Source organism: Paenibacillus sp. FSL K6-0108 (assembly GCF_045040695.1).
GTDB lineage: Bacteria > Bacillota > Bacilli > Paenibacillales > Paenibacillaceae > Paenibacillus > Paenibacillus pabuli_B.
Genome location: NZ_CP150288.1, coordinates 6,568,713 through 6,585,425 on the forward strand (window position 1 = coordinate 6,568,713; position 16,713 = coordinate 6,585,425).

A 16,713-nucleotide genomic window follows, 5' to 3' on the forward strand; every position below is an offset into this window, starting at 1 on the left:
TCCATCCAAAAAAGACCATCTATTATAATATTCGGAACAAAGGGAGCTGCACATTACCCCAAAATCGAATTTATGGTTATTTTTTCTTGTACAGATTGAAATAAGGGATGAGTCATGAATTAAGATGTGGCAAAATGCAAAAAAATACCGAATAGGCCCTCACGCCTGTCCGGTATTTTTTTCGCCTATACGATGTTCCTTATCTTAATCCGATATCCTCAAAACGATTGCTGATTGTCTCCGGGAATGCTTGTTTAATAGCATCGATGGCACACTGTTCCGCTTCCCCCGCCTGCTTGATTAAATGGACAACCCTTAGCATATGTCCTGGCTCCTTCGCATCCCACGCTGATGATTCCTCAACCTTCTCCATCATCTGAGCATGTAGTTCTGCGAGTAACACATACTCCTGCACAACATGATTCATCTGATTGGATAAATGCTCAAGCTCTGCAACATAGGAGGCCATATCCTTTCTTGATTGGGCATAATAGCGCAATACCACGGCAGCTTGATTAGTATCATATGCCCCCGATTGCAGGGCAGCAGCAATGGCTGCATAAGCAGCGGCTCCACAGGCGTAATCCTGGAGTGGCAGCATATAATCATGGGTCTCCCATTTGTACACGGCCTGAATTAATGATTCTTTGCACACTTCCCATACGTCTACGGTTGTATGAGATTCAAGCACCTGATAGTACCAGTATGGTGTACTGTTTCGACCAAAAGAAGCATAGGGAAGACGAATGACGTCATTTCCGTTACTTTCACAAATGAACAGCGCCTGCTCCCCATCATCATATCCGACACAAATGACAAACTCGTCATGCCACAGAATAGCGCCTACCCCCCGATCAATGGAAGCCATGATATCCAGCAAGGCTTGCTTCTGATAGAGCGGGAAGGTCGGCTGGAACGAAAATCCCCCGTGTTGTCCGGTCGTGACGCCAATGAAATCCGCAGCTACAAAGTTCTCAGCCATCCAGTTGTACGCCGAAATTGATTCTGTCGTCAAACGTCGATCCACCACCAATCGAAACACACTTGCGGTCATCCCCGCAATCATGTGACGAGGTAAATCTGTCCACTGTTGATGCACCAGAATCCGGTACATCGCATCTATATAGGAGCCTGTTCCGTTCCATGACAAATGTTCATCCCTAATACGCTGAGTCTGTGGAAAACGAATCAAATCCGGCAGTATTTTACTCCCCATCACCTTATTCTCCCTCCCCTACCTCGCCGAGTGCGCTCCCCAACGTGGCACAGTGGATCGTTTGCGATCAGGATACTTGAGCGATATCAAACGAAAATGATCAACTGCCTGCTCTTCCAATGCTTTCGCTTCCAATAAAACCTGTGCCAGCTCCTCTATTGCATCTGCCTGTATGATCCATCTGTTATGTTCCTGAATCATGCATTTCTTCATCTGGAGAATCAAAGCTCCGAGCTGTTCATAACATGCACAGGCCTGATCCAGTTCGCTCCATATTTCCCTCGCATCCTGCAAGTACATCTGAATTTCAGTTCGGGACTGCCAATAGGACTCCAAAACATACGCAGCACCCGATTCATCGTAATCTCCACTCCGAAGGGCCTCTACCCACACGTCATACGCCAGTCTGCCCGAGGCGATATTCCGATCAGGCAGCAGTCGATAAGGAATATCCCAATCCTCAATTGCCAATCTCAATGATTCCAACAGCATCTGTTGATCGGGAATATGTACCTGGTCACCAAAAACCTGACAATACCAGAACCCGGTGAAGTTTAGTCCGAAATTGTCATACAACAGAATCTGTGGTTCCTTATTCCACCCATCCTGCACATAAAAGATGCGATCACGGTCATCATACCCTTGAATGACACCAAATTCCGGAATCCAGTAGATCACCCCGATACCTTCATCCAAGCTTCGTCTCACCCAGTTCACCGCATCCCGCTGGTAATACCCGAATGTCGGGTGACGTGTCCGTCCCCCATCCCAGATCGTGAATATCCCCAAGTTATCGATTCCAGGGCGATGGGATTCTCCCCATTGGCCATAGGCTGTAACCGACATGGGCAGTAGTCTGCGATGTATTGAAAGTTTGAATGCCATACCCGTATATCCAGCCAGCACATACTTGGAACCCTGAAATAGACCCGCATGGGTCAATACAGCGTGCAGGCTATCCACATACGATTTGGACTCCCGCTTCATGATCAGATTTTCTAACACCACTTCAGTCAAAAAGAATCTCCTCTCCATGGTTGCTATAATTCACGTTTGTCTTGTGCTCATTGCGAGTCTGTCGATTATTCCCTCAGTACGCTGCTGAAGCTTTCGTCTAAGCCACGTTGGGGACAAGAGCTCCTCCCACTCGCTAATGAACAAATGCTGTAGGAAAGCATCCGTATCATAAAATTCAATCCAATGGAGCTGATCCTGCTTATCTCGAATCCGATATCCTTGCCACAGCTCTGTTTGCTGCACTTCTTTCAGTCTAATCTCAGCGACAAACGGTTTACGGACAGGCAGCGCCTCTTCCCATGCACCCAGCAATCCGTCTGTCTGGCACTGAAACGTCTCGTTCGTCATCTGAACATGAATCATGCCCTCCAGCCGGATGGCCGTTTGCTGTAAAGGGTCCATTTCATAGCCAACCACGTAATCCGCGTTGAATTGGGATAGCATCTTCAATGGACACCAGGTAAATTGCCGTTCTCCGACATGGTCTCTGTAATGAATATGTACTTTACGCGATTCGGCGATCGCATGGGATAAAATCTCAAAAAACTGAAGCTGCTGCGGATCTGCTTTAAACACAGGAAGCTGGCTGCTTCCCGTCTGCTGTTCCTCGAGCGTAAAACGCTCCAGCAAATGTGCCACACGCTTCACCGCATCCGATTGATCATAATTGTAATGCCGATAACGATGTGCCAAATACTTAAGCACCCGCTGTTCTTCTTCCGTCATATATAAATGGGGCAGCCGATAGGTCTGATCCTCGTAACAATACCCCCGATATTTTGCCATATACACCAGGGGGGCACGGAGAGAAATCGCCATATATTCAATATCACGCTGGGCCTGGCGCCGGGATATTTCAAATTCACGTGCAAGCCAGCTGCTGTTCGGAAAACGTCCACTCCGAATCTGCTCGTCAAACCAGTGAATACGATGCATATTGCTCATTTTCCCGCCCCCTGTTTAATCCCATCATTTACTATATTTCATTATACCAAAAGACATAGCCCGTTCCGAAGAACAGGCCTGTTATGTTATACGGTAGCCTTGTCCACTCTGGACTGAATGGCTTTGGAGCATTTCTTGCATACTTTCAGACTCGTACCATCTGTTTTGGTTTGTGAATACAACAGTTTAATCCGGGTACTGCTGCACACCGGGCATGTTCCTCTTCCTCGGGATGGCAGATTCCACAGGACGCGTCCTCTTTTTGTTTTTGCCAACGTTTGTGAACCCCTTTTCGATATGGTTTGTGTGTTCACCGTTATTATAGAGGGGACGGTACGACATAGAATGTCGCATCAGTATGAAACATGCCAAACCTAAAAAAATATCCCCTCTTCAGCTTGAAGAAAGGACATTTTCTAGGAATCATGCATTTCGGACTGAGCTGCTGCTTGCAACAAAGGCTGTAACAGACCGGGAAAGCGCTCTTCCAGATCTTCGGATCTTAGCGTCAGGAAATGCTGTGTTCCTTGTATTCTCACTCGAATGACTCCAGCTTCCCGTAGGGTCCGAATATGGTGTGACATCGTGGATTTCACAACAGGTGCACGAAAATGACTGCATGGCTGTTCACCATTTCTGGCAACTTCGGTTACGATCCCAAGACGGATGGGATCACTTAAAGCGTACAACACGGAAGAAAGTTCAATATCCTCCACTTGGGGATGGTGCAAAATTTTCATCGTTGTAGTCTCCTTTTTTTCAGACTATCCATTGTATTTTAGCATAGTTCCATGATATATTTCTAATGTTCGATACCAATCGAACTTACGAACATATTTCGTTTATGTATCCCTTGCTGCCAAGCATGGGATTCACATCATACCACATTTTGCAAATGTTACACTCCGTTTCTGAAATGTTGCGAAATACACATCAATCAAGGAGGTTTTTATGAACAACACCGCAACTGCATCATCTGGGGGACGGACAGCAGGAATACAGGAGGGCTTAATCGTAGGTCTGCTTGGTTTTACGGTTGTGCTTGTCGTTATGAATACGATGATGTTCAACCTGGCCCTGCCCAAAATTGCAGCCGAATTTATGCTCTCATCTGTCTCTTCTTCCTGGATTGTTACTGGTTATTCGATCGTTTTTGCTATTTCCTCGATTACGTTCTCACGCCTATCGGATTTTGTGCCGATTCGTACCCTGTTTACGACCGGTCTTACACTGCTTGGTGCGGCATCCGTTCTTGGCTTCTTCAGTAATCACTTTATCATTCTGCTCATTGCACGTCTGATTCAGGCTGCGGGAGCAGCTTCTGTACCTGGGCTGGCCATCGTTCTTATTACTCGTTACATTCCGAATGATCGCCGGGGTAAATCCATGGCTGTTGTCATGTCGGCCAGCTCGCTAGGACTTGGACTCGGACCTGTGATTGGCGGCAGTATTACACAGTTTCTCGGATGGCATGATCTGTTTATCGTTACCGGACTAACCTTGTTCCTGATCCCTATATTTTTCAGACTGCTTCCAAATGAGTTGCCGCAAAAGGGGGCCTTCGACCTGCTCGGCGCGCTGTTACTGGCGATCGGGACAACCGGCGTCCTGCTATTTCTGACTTCTCGTGAATGGGTAACCCTTGTTATTGGTGCGGCTGCACTGGTTCTGTTCTGGTTACGTATACGCCGTGCGGCTGATCCCTTTGTTCAACCAGCCCTGTTCAAAAACAAAAAATATATGATGCTCAGCTCACTCGGGATTGTATCGTATATCAACAATTTCTCGACGCTGTTCCTGCTGCCGCAAATTCTGGCACATCTGTATAGCTTGACTCCGGCCCAGTCCGGACTCGTCATTTTCCCAGGAGCAATCGTGTCCATGCTGTTATCCAATCGGATCGGACGAATGATTGACCGGCATGGTAATACACAACTGCTCAAGTTTGCCCCTTGGCTGCTGCTCGCTGCTGCTGGATTGTTTGCTCTTCTTGCAACCGACAGCATCTATGCCATTATGGCCGTATACATTTTGCTTAGCGTAGGTTTCTCAGCACTGACAACGAGCGTTTCCAATGAGTTATCGGGCAATCTGACGAAGGAGCAGGTTGGTGCAGGCATGGGGCTGTTCCAGCTTAGCCAATTCTTTAGCGGGGCATTTAGCGTGGCGGTAACTGGTGTGGCATTGACAGCCATGCAGCAATTGTCATTATCATCAGCGTACACGAATATTTTCTGGGGCATGACCGTGGTTGCTCTGGCATCTATTGTTTTCTCCCAAGTGTATCTGAGAATACAATCACGGAAAAGAATGTCCGCGTAATATGAAGCAGTTTCACAAACATCTTTTAGCAGACTTTTCATATATAAAAGCCAGGGATTCGTTCGGATCCCTGGCTTTTCTCTGTTCTGTCAGGATTAACGGAATCACATCAGGAATCAACATAGCCTAATAATATAGCTCGCGTATCAAATGGCATTACTTTATTGCGGTTTTTCCTATATGATAACCAAATAGTAGATGTAACATCAGAAAAGCACTATCAAGGAGATGTCTAATCACATATGAAGCTTCAACAGTTTAATTCACTATTTCGTATTCCTGCATACCGTCTGTTCCTGGTTTGTATGCTGCTGCAAGGTATGGCTATTTCCATAAGTGCTCCCTTCCTCGCGGTCTACTTTACAACTCGCCTTGAAGTGTCCATCGCAACCTTTGGGTTATTCACTGCAATAACTTTGATGGGGGGTGTGCTTTTCAGCTCGTGGATCGCCAGACGATCAGATCGACCCGGATCTCGCAAAATCATTCTTGTGGGTGCAATGATTTGCAATGCTCTTGCTTTTGCCGGGTATCTATGGATTCATGAGTTCACTTTATTATTTATCTATATGACCGTGCTGACTGCATTGGGGGCTCCCGCCATGCCACAGTTGTTTGCAGCCGCAAGAGAAGCCGTCAATACGGTTTCGGGCGTGGATCATGCTTTAGCCAATTCAACCCTGCGTTCGGCCTTTTCACTGGGATTTATTACGGGGCCTTTAATTGGAACATTATTGATTGCGTATATCGGATATAGCGGCATTTTTAGCTCCACATGTCTTATTTTTTTGATCAATGCACTATTATTTTTCTTTCTGTTAAAAAAGGCCCCCGCCACTTCTGCCATTCATTTATCTGCGGGTATGCCCGTAAGGCTTCATCAAGATGCAAGAATCTATGTGCCTTTTCTCATTACCACACTCCTGTATACGGCACATTGGATGAATAATCTGAATGCCTCCTTGTTCATAATTCACCATCTTGGCGGAGGAACGCGGGAAGTTGGCTGGGTCTCCAGTCTATGTGCAGGTCTTGAAATTCCCATTATGCTGGCATTGGGATTGCTTGCCTCCAAGTATCCCAACCGCTCCCTTATGTTATGGGGTTCCGTAATCGGTGCTGCATATTATGTAGTTGTACTGTTCTCCACTGAAATGTGGCATCTGCTTGCAGCACAACTATTGCTCGCGTTCTTCGTCGCTGTAATCTCTGCCATCGGCATCAGTTACATGCAGGATTTGCTTCCGTCCATGCCAGGTTATGCATCAACACTCTATTCGAATGCCTCCACATTGGGAAGATTATTTGGCAGTCTGGTAGGGGGCTGGACAGCTGGAGCGTGGGGGTATCGAAATGCCTACTGGGTATGTCTGCTGCTTGTTCTATTTTCGTTAGGCATGCTTGTTATTACACAACAATTCTCAAATAAAAAGCGGCAGCCAGTTTCCCTCTAATCAGATCTGGAGCATAGCCGAGTGAACGTAAAGGCTTGAAACAAAACAAAGCCCCAAGGACGCAGCAATAGCGCTCCTGGGGCTTTCGTTATTATCGTTTTAATATTCTTATATGAATACAATCATTATTCAAACAGGTCCAGACGAAGACGTTTCAGGCTGGTATGCTGGATGAGCCATTGGCCGTCTATTTTGACAAACGTCTCATGGTAGTGTCCAAATCCGTGAAAAGACTTATTCTCATTGCCTTCAGGGAACGTTACCCAATCCTCCATTGGAGAGATGACTTTGGCTTCATTTTCGGATACAAATTCAACTTCAGCGCTATGTACATGATGCACGGTTACGGCAACATCCACCAAATCCCGGAATACTTGAACGATGGTGTCACGGCCAGTTAATACCGGTATTGGGTTCCCTTCTGTACTGAAATCAGCTACGGCATCCGGAGCGAACACCTCACCCAATGTATCCCATTGCTTTGTATCAATATAACGGCAATAACGCGCTTTGGTGTTCCGAATGTTCTCCAGTGCAAGCAGTTGTTCCAGACCTGTGATGGTTGATTGGCTCATGTGTTGTCCCCCCAGAAATCTAAGATGTATACGAATATGTATTAACAATTCCCTTCCTTATTGTACCATTGCACTTATATTAGTTACAATATTACCGCTGTAAAAGACCTCCTTAGAGCATAGCAAAAAAAAATCCCTCCTCATTTCCCTTAAGCGGGGAGGAGAGATTTTATATTCGTCCTTCAACCGACACAGCAACGGAATCGGCTGTATCTTTAATTGAGGTTATAAAGAATGTGCAGCTTTCATCTGGGCAGCCAGCTCAGACATTTTTTTATTGTGCAAATAGCTCTCCATCTCTTCTTCCGCACGGACCATCACCTGCTGAATCAGGCAGCCTTCGTTATGATCCTGCGAGCATTCGAACAGGGAAGCCTGTCCTTCAATCGCATGGATAATCTCCAGAAAAGAAGGATCCGGATTCTTCCGGCTAAGCCGATAACCACCATTGGCACCGGAAGTAGATTCAATCATGCCGGCTTTCACCAGCTTCGTCAAAATTTTGGATAGATAGGTTGGAGATACTTTTTGCCTCTCAGCTAATTGATGGACACTAACCAGCTGTTCCGGTTCAGTCGCAACCAGAAAAAGCATGGTGTGCAAGGCATAGTTTGTAGCTTTCGAATATTTCATGAGGGCACCTCATTATATACGGATTTAATTTATCTATAATAGACTTGATTAAACGCTCTGTCAAACGCCAGAATTCTCGCACAATATACCAATAAACATCATTCCATTTAAATGTGGTAAAGACCGCGATATTCCGTTGGTGTCATGCCCTCATGAGCCAAGAACTGACGGTTAAAATAACTGGCATTGGGATACCCTGCCTCCTCTGCGATCTGTCCAATGTTGGCCGTCGGCCGTTCCAGCAGCCACTGCTTAGCCATCTGCAACCGCGAGCGGGTTATAAATTCCATCGGGGTCATCTCCACAGCACTCTTGAACATTTTGCAAAAATAATACGAACTAACGCCCGCCTTATCCGCCCAATCCTGTAACAAAAATGGCTGGCATGCCTCCTGCTGCATCTGTGGAAGCATTCCAAGGATACGACTCTCGGCCTTGCTTGTGCGTGTGCTTTTCAGTGGAACAGCATGCTGCACAAACTCGGCCAGCACAGCATAGGTCAGGGTAGATAGTTGAGCGGGACGCAGCATCCGGTTCTGCTCGGCTTCATTCAACAGGGCCATATGTGCTTCTTCCCAGGGAGCCTGCTGCCTTAGCGTCCACAACAGATTGCGGTGCAGCCCCCGCTCAATCATATAATCATGCAGTCGTTCACCGTAAAAATGAACCCAGCGCACATCCCATGGATCGTCCTCGCTGCTATAGTAATGCTGCCGCTGCTGCGGGAAGTATAGCACAGCCTGACCCGCACGAAGCTCATGCACAACCCCATCCACTTCCACGTACCCCTTGCCTGAGGCAACGTAATGAATATTGAAGTTATTAAGAGCTCCAGCTTCCCGTAATACGGTATGCTCGGGGTGATCAACATAAAGTCCAACGGACTCCGGATAACAAAAATATGGAATATCCTGCAGGGTTAGCAATACCGTCTGTCTCATCATGGTTCATTCTCTTTTCTAAACAATATTGTGTCAACTCATTTCAATATATTATCATTTTAATTCATTCATCTATTACTTATAATCACAATATACATTCATTCATAGGAGGATACAACAAATGAATTCCGATCGAAAATTGCGTTGGGGAATTATTGGTAGCGCTAGCATTGCTGTGCGATCCGTTATTCCAGGTTTGCAGCAATCCGAGTTGAATGAAGTAACCGCCATTGCCAGCCGGAACGAAGAAAAAGCGAAACAAACCGCTGATCAACTCGGCATTTCCCAAGCCTATGGCAGCTATGAAGCTTTGCTTGCTGACGATTCCATTGATGCGGTCTACATTCCGCTTCCGAACCATCTGCACCGGGAGTGGACACTCCGTGCCGCAGAAGCCGGTAAACATATTTTGTGTGAGAAGCCACTTGCACTGACGGAGCAGGAAGCTCAAGAGATGGTGCAAGCCTGCGAAGATGCTGGTGTGCATCTCGCTGAGGCACTCATGTACCGACACCATCCACGTTATGATCAAATTAAAGATATTATCGCCAGCGGAGAAATTGGTGAGATCCGCGGCATTCATAGTACATTTTCGTTCAACAGTTCAGGTTCGAAAGGTAACGTTCGTTTCCGGCGTGATTGGGGCGGTGGTTCCCTGTATGATATCGGCTGTTATTCCATCAGTGCAGCACGCTTACTCCTTGGCCAAGAGCCATCGGCGGCAACCGTCATTGGCATGTTCTCCCCTGAGCATGGTCATGTGGATATGATGGCTTCCGGTCTGCTTGAGTTTGACAATCATATTGGCGTGACCTTTGACAGCAGCATGTGGGCAGCCTTCCGCAACACGCTGGAAGTACTCGGATCGGATGGCATCATCGAGGTTCCTTCTGCCTTCATCAGCAATCCAGACCGCGGCTCCAACTTCTTCGTAACGGTTGACGGTGAGCGTAAGGAGATTGAAGTTCCACAGGTGAATCACTACTCCCTCCAGGGAGACGACATGGCACGAGCTGTACTTCAAGGTAAAGCTCTGCGCTTCGCTCCATCCGATGCTGTAGCCAATATGAAAGTACTCGAAGCTTGTCTTCGTTCAGCAGAAGAACGTACACGCATTACACTATAAGAAGAGAGGATGAACTGAATTATGGAATACATTGAAATTGCTGGTGCAGGCAAACCTATCTCCCGATTGATTAAAGGAACCGATTATTTCTACCATGATGCCTATGAAAAAGCAGCTACGAACATGGATGCATTCCTGGCAATTGGCGGTAATACCGTTGACTCCGCGCATATTTATTGTGGCGGGCAGAGTGAAGAAGTGCTCGGACGTTATATGCAGGAACGGGGTAACCGTAACGAGATCGTTATTTTGACCAAAGGTGCGCATCATGACCAGAATGGCCCACGTGTTAACGCAGATGCTATCCGCAGCGACCTTCTTACCAGTCTGGAACGGTTGCAAACGGAACATGTGGAGCTATATGCCCTGCATCGGGACGATCCCAACATTCCGGTTGGCGTAATTCTCGAAGCGTTGAATGAACATATTGAATCCGGCAAAATCGGCGCGATTGGCGCCTCCAACTGGACCTGGCAGCGGCTGGAGGAAGCTAACGCTTATGCTGCAGCTAACGGTCTGAAAGGTTTTACATTCAGCAGTCCGAATCTCAGTCTTGCCAAAGCGAACGAACCGTTCTGGGCCGGATGTGTATCGGCAGATGAAGAAACGTTGGCATGGCATGAGCGCACCAAGCTTCCATTGCTGTCCTGGTCATCCCAGGCTCGCGGCTTCTTTACCGGACGTTTCACACCTGAAGTGCGGGATAATGAAGATCTTGTTCGTGTATTTTACAGTGACGGCAACTGGGAACGTTTGCACCGTGCTGAACTGCTGGCCGAGTCGAAAAATACCACGCCAATTCAGATTGCACTTGCTTATGTATTGAACCAACCGTTTCCGACCTGTGCGCTGATTGGCGCTCAAAATCGTGCAGAACTGCTCTCCTGTGACGAAGGTTCTCGCATCACCCTATCTCCTGAAGAAGTAGCATGGCTGGACCTGGGCAGTGATGTGAAGCCTAGTATCTAATACAGATATATACGCTTTGAATCAAGTCTAAAGATTAAGGGACTGACTCTTCCGCGATGTGGCGGGGTGGTCAGTCCTTTTTGAATTGCCAGTTAACGTTCGTAAATTTGATAGTCATGAAAGAAGTAACAAAAAGAGACTACCCACCAGAAATATTTCTCTGGAGGTAACCCCTTTTTAATATTACATAGTCAAACTTTTAAAGTAATGACGATGATATCGTTACGATTACAACTTCACGATCTGGCCTGTCTTCTCGGATTCAAATGCTGCCAAAATTACTTGCAGGGAACGCAGACCTTCTTCACCGGAAATGCTTGGCGGTGTTTGCGTTACAATCGATTCAACAAAAGCGTCAATAACGCCGCTTGGTACTTGTTTCTCGTTGGTAGCCATTGCGCCAACTTTGTATGTTTCAACCGTACCGTTAGTCAGCTCAACGATAACCTCGTCGCCTTCTACCGTACCGATCTTCATCACACCATTTTCACACCACAGAACCGTACTGTTATCTCCTGCTCTGTATTGTGTCCAGCTCGCTACCAGCGTACCGATTGCACCGCTCTTCATGCGAAGCAGGCATGTTGCGTTATCGTCCACTTTGGTGTTCTCCTTGTGCAATGTGCTGATGAAACCAGCAACTTCGGACACTTCATCATTCAGCAAATAACGGATAAAGTCCGATTTGTGCACGCCCAGGTCACCCATGGCACCCATAATCGCTTCTTCTTTGCGGAAGAACCAGCTCCCTGCACCGTCTACGCTCCAGCCTTCCGGACCCGGATGACCAAAGGAAGTACGGAAATTCAGGACTTTGCCGAGTTTGCCGGAGTCGAGAATTTCTTTGGCTTTCACGTGTGGAGGCATCAAACGCTGGTTGTGTCCAACCATCAGATACACACCGTTTTTCTTGGCAGCTTCGATCATTTGCTCGCCTTCTTCGGTTGTCACCGCCATCGGTTTTTCGACCAGTACATGTTTACCGGCATTCGCAGCAGCAATGGCCATCGAGGCATGCAGATAATTCGGCGTACAAACGCTGACTGCATCCACTTCTTCGCTTGCAAGCAGTTCTTCATAGTTGGAGTATGCTTTACCGCCGTAAGTTTCGGCCATCTTCTCCGCACGCTCCACGATCGGATCGGCAAAAGCGACAAGTTCTACGTTCTCATTGGCAGCGTACTCTGGAATATGTCTGCGCTCGGCAATGGCACCACAGCCGAATACAGCAACTTTAATTTTACTCATGTACAAATTTCTCCTTTAACAAATAGATTTACATTTTACATAATTCGTTTCTTATCGCTCACCGGTGCAAGATGCTCGGATTAAAATTGGTTCAGGTAGTTTTCTTTCAGCCAGTTATGGCTGTTGGCTACGCTTTCAAGCGGTGGATTCTGGCAAACGTCCTGTTCCACGATCAGCCATTCTACCCCTGCACTTGTAGCCGCTTCAATAACAGCTGGCAGATTAACGGAACCTTGTCCCAGTTCCAATGTCTTCATCTGGCCCTGTTCATCTTTGCTGAAGTCTTTCAAGTGAAGCAGCGGCAGACGGCCTGCATATTTATTGATGTACTCAATCGGATTTTGTCCGGCAAATTGTACCCAACATACGTCCATTTCCACTTGAACCGCTTCAGGTGTCGTTTGAGCAAACATCGCATCAAAGGCATTTTCGTCGCCAACCTGACCGTGGAATTCGAAATCATGGTTATGATAACCGAAGATCAGACCTTGTTTAGTCGCTTCTGCACCATATTGCTGCAATTCGTTGAACAGTTTGGTCCAGCCTTCTGCATTCTCTGGACGATCTTCAGGCATCAGGTAAGGGCAAATCATATATTGAGCCCCAATCGTTTTGAGGTAGTCGATTTGTTGTTGCAAGTCTTCACGCATGGCATGCAATGAAACGTGGCTGCTAAAACCTTTCAGTCCAAGCTCATCCAACAGCGCTTTCATTTCTTCGGCAGGAATGTCACCATATCCAGCAAATTCGACACCTTCATAACCAAGTTCTGCTACCTTGCGCAACGTTCCACGGAAATCTGCTGCCGTTTCATCACGGAGTGTAAACAGTTGCAAACCAATATTAAGTTTTTTCATAATAGATGCACCTCTGCTCTCAAATTTGCTTTCATTGCTCTATCTGGTATCATCCTAACGCAAAACAGGCTAGAATGAACATATACAATATCGTCAGAACATGAACTATCTGATCAAATTTTTAAATTTGGAGGATACATCTTTTGGAAACCTCAGTACTGATCTGTGACTATTCCTATCACTACAAGGCGTTTAACCACAATATGAAGGGTGAGTTGCAAACGTATCTGTTCCGTCTGCAAACCGAAGGCTCTTGCAAGGTATATGTACAGGATGAAGAATTTAAGATGACTGGCGGTGACCTGCTCCTGCTCAAACCCGGAGATGACTATTATCTCGTAGTTGAAGAACCTCATAAGGAGGGCAGGTTGTCCAGCGGGGACTATTACTTGTTCTGTGAAGGAGACTGGATCGACAGCTGGTGGAAACGCCATCATCGCTCCACCGTGAGTCATATTGGACTGGACGATAAATTAATCAGTCTTTGGCGCAATATGCTCCTGGAGAAACGCCGCGGACCGTTGGAAGAAAATGTAGAACTGAGTGACGCACTACTGCGCGGCTTGTGCTTGTATATCGATCGGGCCATCAAGGAGAATATCCAGACGGATCGTTCAGTTTCCTCGACACTGAAACTGAAGCGTTTCATTGAAGAGCATGCCACCGTGACCTTCAAACTTGAAGAAGCCGCCCGCTATGCAGGACTCAGCCTGTCTCGTGCGGTGCGATTATTCAAAGAGCACTACGGCCAAACGATGATTCAGTATGCGATTGAGATTCGACTGAACGCTGCCTTGGAGCGTATGAAGTACAGCGATATGACCTTGGAGCATATTGCCGAAACATGCGGCTTTGCAAGCTATTCCTATTTTCATCGGGTATTCCGATCCCATTTTGGAATGTCCCCGGCTGAATATCTCAAATCCCAGGCCCATCAATCCATCGATTTGGAGCATGTCTAGGTGCCGTTGAATTTCAAATTCTCTCCTTATTTCAGGATGAAAGCAGCTGATTTTCAATCGGCTGCTTTCTTTTTTCAAAACTTCTTCCCAAAACCTCTTTCACTTCCCATGACTTCATGGGAACAAACCTGTATAGTTAAAATATAGTATTCTTACAAATTCATACATAGTTAGTTTTAAACTCTACCACTCTACTATCTGGAGCGATTAACATGAACTCTAAACGTAAAATTCTCATTATCGAGGATGAGCACGATATTTCGCGCATTTTGCGAGACTATTTGACGAAGAATCAGTATGAAGCGGCAGTAGCCGTTAATGGTCAGGACGGCCTGCGGATGATGGATATGCTGCAGCCGGATTATATCATTCTAGACATCATGCTTCCGGATATGGATGGCATTGATGTATGCCGTGAAATTCGGAGACGAAATAACATCCCCATTCTCATTCTGAGTGCGAGGGGAAGTGATACGGATAAGGTGCTCGGGCTTGGATTTGGCGCGGATGACTATATGACCAAACCTTTCTCCCTAAGCGAGTTACTGGCCCGCATCAATGCTCATTTCAGACGATATGATAGTGTGAGCACAGAACAAGATCACACCCATATACTGCGTCTGGGTAACCTCCAGATTGACAAGAAAGCCTATAAGGTCACCGTCGACGGGAATGAGGTTTCTCTCTCCGCCAAGGAATTTGAATTGCTGTTTCATCTGGCCAATCACAAAAATCAGGTTTTTTCCAAATCCCAATTGCTTGATGCGATCTGGGGATATGCCGCCTATGGCGATGAGAATACCGTTACTGTGTACATACGCAGATTGAGAGAGAAAATTGAGGCAGATCCCTCCCACCCGACTGTTCTGAAGACGGTGTGGGGCGTCGGATACAAATTTAATGTTGAATAGGTAAAGATCGGAGGAGGCAACATGTCACTGAACACCTGGTCCGCACGATGGCTGAAAACATCATTCTTCCTCCTGTTGATTCTGGTCGGATGCGGTCTGGTTTTATTTCTTAATCAACTTGAAAGCAGAAATTCTACTGAGTCTACACTGTCCATCCAGCAAGTCCGCCTCCGGGTTAACCCCATCCTGCTCGACCTGGAGCAGAACATTCATCTACTGCAGGAACCAGTAGTTCGGGAACATCTTCTTTCTATCGTCAAGGAAAACGAGGTTGAGCTTTCCTATGTCGGATTGGACGGAATGGTGATACTGTCCTCCACTCCTTCCTCCGAGGGAACACAGATCAATCTGCGATCTGCTTTGCATTATGATCTGAATCATGCATTGGTGGCCATGAACGGGAGCCAGTCTCTGAACATCGCCTTTCCTGTGATGGATGGACCGGGTGGCGGGCAAATTGGCAATGCCATTTTTACGATTCCACAATCACTTGTCATCGTCCAAAAGTCCTCTACATTCACTTTGTTCGTCCTGGGAACCCTGGTTATCATCTCTATCCTCCTGGGATTCCTCCTCATATTCATGAAGCGTAAGATCAGAAAACGGATGTTGTCCCCCATCCATCAGTTGAAACAACATGCGGAAACCATTCTCAAAGGGCAGTATAATGACCAGATTCAGTATAACCGGATGGATGAGATGGGCGAACTTTATGCCATGCTGGATTTGATGCGTACGGAGATCATGCATTTGAGTGAGCAGCGTATTAGACAAGAAAAAGCACAAAAAGAACTGATTACGAATATATCCCATGAACTTAAAACCCCGATTACAACGGTAAAAGCATACATAGAAGCCATTCTTGAAGGACTGTGCTCTGATGAGGACACGCTGAAAGAATATATGGAGATCATGCGTACACATACGGACAAAACAGCTCGTCTTGTCGAGGACCTGCTTGTTCATGCGCTGCAGGAGCTGGGCCAGATATCGGTGGAGCCGCGTGAGGTTTACAGTCGATCCGTATTTGAAGCGATGTTGAACCCTATTGGACATAGCGTACGAATGAACGGTCTGATTTATGAGGAGCCGGAACACATTCCCAATGTTCTTATCCGAATGGACCCCATACGAATTGAACAGGTTCTGTCCAATCTGGTTTCCAATGCCCTCAAACATACCGTCCCGGGGGATTTTATTCGGATTAACGCGGAACTTGACTTAGGTAAATTGAGGATTAGTATCGCCGATTCAGGGCAGGGAATCCGAGCTCTAGATGTGCCTTTTGTGTTTGAACGATATTTCAGGGGAAATGCCTCACCTTCCGCAAGGAATATACATGAGGGAACCGGTCTCGGTTTGTCCATCTGCAAAAGTATTATTGAAGCCCATGGAGGACATATTTCCTTTTCCAGCAAAGAGGGTCAGGGCACCCTGTTTCAGTTCACTCTTCCAATCTGCTGAGCATAGAAGTTCATTTCCAACCTTCTTTTCATCTCAATCCATTTACCAATAGGGCTGTAATACTTTATTCATA

Annotated in this window: 17 protein-coding genes; 7 read left to right on the forward strand and 10 right to left on the reverse strand. The window is 46.6% G+C overall.

The features are described from left to right. Nucleotides 1-199: 199 nt before the first annotated feature. From MHB49_RS29910 to MHB49_RS29930, 5 genes are all read right to left on the reverse strand, one after another. Nucleotides 200-1,216 carry a hypothetical protein gene (locus tag MHB49_RS29910; RefSeq protein ID WP_405154021.1) on the reverse strand — a complete coding sequence of 339 codons (1,017 nt, stop codon included), beginning with the start codon at nt 1,214-1,216 and terminating at the stop codon, nt 200-202. An 18-nt stretch (nt 1,217-1,234) separates the two neighbouring features. Then, the gene (locus tag MHB49_RS29915) at nt 1,235-2,224 is read right to left on the reverse strand and encodes a hypothetical protein (protein ID WP_405157272.1); all 990 of its coding nucleotides are present in this window, start codon (nt 2,222-2,224) and stop codon (nt 1,235-1,237) included. 39 nt (nt 2,225-2,263) lie between these two features. Then, complete coding sequence (locus tag MHB49_RS29920; RefSeq protein WP_405154022.1) at nt 2,264-3,178, reverse strand: helix-turn-helix transcriptional regulator; 915 nt, start codon at nt 3,176-3,178, stop codon at nt 2,264-2,266. Nucleotides 3,179-3,264: 86 nt separating this feature from the next. After that, nucleotides 3,265-3,453, reverse strand: a complete 189-nt coding sequence (locus tag MHB49_RS29925) for a hypothetical protein (RefSeq protein WP_405154023.1) — start codon at nt 3,451-3,453, stop codon at nt 3,265-3,267. 141 nt (nt 3,454-3,594) lie between these two features. Continuing rightward, nucleotides 3,595-3,918, reverse strand: a complete 324-nt coding sequence (locus MHB49_RS29930) for an ArsR/SmtB family transcription factor (protein WP_405154024.1) — start codon at nt 3,916-3,918, stop codon at nt 3,595-3,597. 211 nt (nt 3,919-4,129) lie between these two features. On the opposite strand from MHB49_RS29930, the gene MHB49_RS29935 reads away from it, so the two are divergent. Then, nucleotides 4,130-5,500: an MFS transporter gene (locus MHB49_RS29935; protein ID WP_405154025.1), complete on the forward strand. Its 1,371-nt coding sequence runs from the start codon at nt 4,130-4,132 to the stop codon at nt 5,498-5,500. 242 nt (nt 5,501-5,742) lie between these two features. Then, a complete protein-coding gene (locus MHB49_RS29940; RefSeq protein WP_405154026.1) occupies nt 5,743-6,954 on the forward strand; it encodes a sugar efflux transporter in 1,212 nt (403 codons plus the stop codon). A gap of 125 nt (nt 6,955-7,079) precedes the next feature. On the opposite strand, the gene MHB49_RS29945 is transcribed toward MHB49_RS29940, so the two are convergent. The 3 genes from MHB49_RS29945 to MHB49_RS29955 all read right to left on the reverse strand — a co-directional run bounded on the left by MHB49_RS29945 (nt 7,080) and on the right by MHB49_RS29955 (nt 9,106). Next, complete coding sequence (locus tag MHB49_RS29945; protein WP_247899481.1) at nt 7,080-7,529, reverse strand: nuclear transport factor 2 family protein; 450 nt, start codon at nt 7,527-7,529, stop codon at nt 7,080-7,082. Nucleotides 7,530-7,754: 225 nt separating this feature from the next. Continuing rightward, on the reverse strand, nt 7,755-8,162 hold the full coding sequence (locus tag MHB49_RS29950; RefSeq protein WP_247899482.1) for an Rrf2 family transcriptional regulator: 408 nt from the start codon (nt 8,160-8,162) through the stop codon (nt 7,755-7,757). A gap of 107 nt (nt 8,163-8,269) precedes the next feature. Continuing rightward, on the reverse strand, nt 8,270-9,106 hold the full coding sequence (locus MHB49_RS29955; protein ID WP_405154027.1) for an AraC family transcriptional regulator: 837 nt from the start codon (nt 9,104-9,106) through the stop codon (nt 8,270-8,272). A 118-nt stretch (nt 9,107-9,224) separates the two neighbouring features. On the opposite strand from MHB49_RS29955, the gene MHB49_RS29960 reads away from it, so the two are divergent. Beyond that, nucleotides 9,225-10,229 carry a Gfo/Idh/MocA family protein gene (locus tag MHB49_RS29960; protein WP_405154028.1) on the forward strand — a complete coding sequence of 335 codons (1,005 nt, stop codon included), beginning with the start codon at nt 9,225-9,227 and terminating at the stop codon, nt 10,227-10,229. A gap of 21 nt (nt 10,230-10,250) precedes the next feature. Further along, nucleotides 10,251-11,198: an aldo/keto reductase gene (locus MHB49_RS29965; RefSeq protein ID WP_405154029.1), complete on the forward strand. Its 948-nt coding sequence runs from the start codon at nt 10,251-10,253 to the stop codon at nt 11,196-11,198. A 228-nt stretch (nt 11,199-11,426) separates the two neighbouring features. Here MHB49_RS29965 and MHB49_RS29970 read toward each other — a convergent pair whose 3' ends face one another. Next, a complete protein-coding gene (locus MHB49_RS29970) occupies nt 11,427-12,446 on the reverse strand; it encodes a Gfo/Idh/MocA family protein (protein WP_247899485.1) in 1,020 nt (339 codons plus the stop codon). An 80-nt stretch (nt 12,447-12,526) separates the two neighbouring features. Further along, entirely contained in the window at nt 12,527-13,303 is a 777-nt protein-coding gene (locus MHB49_RS29975) for a sugar phosphate isomerase/epimerase (RefSeq protein ID WP_247899486.1), read from the reverse strand. A gap of 143 nt (nt 13,304-13,446) precedes the next feature. Here MHB49_RS29975 and MHB49_RS29980 point away from each other — a divergent pair, with 143 nt between their 5' ends. From MHB49_RS29980 to MHB49_RS29990, 3 genes are all read left to right on the forward strand, one after another. Next, nucleotides 13,447-14,265: a helix-turn-helix domain-containing protein gene (locus MHB49_RS29980; RefSeq protein ID WP_405154030.1), complete on the forward strand. Its 819-nt coding sequence runs from the start codon at nt 13,447-13,449 to the stop codon at nt 14,263-14,265. Between the two features lie 212 nt (nt 14,266-14,477). Beyond that, complete coding sequence (locus MHB49_RS29985) at nt 14,478-15,176, forward strand: response regulator transcription factor (RefSeq protein ID WP_405154031.1); 699 nt, start codon at nt 14,478-14,480, stop codon at nt 15,174-15,176. A gap of 21 nt (nt 15,177-15,197) precedes the next feature. Next, complete coding sequence (locus MHB49_RS29990; RefSeq protein ID WP_405154032.1) at nt 15,198-16,640, forward strand: sensor histidine kinase; 1,443 nt, start codon at nt 15,198-15,200, stop codon at nt 16,638-16,640. Nucleotides 16,641-16,713 lie beyond the last annotated feature (73 nt).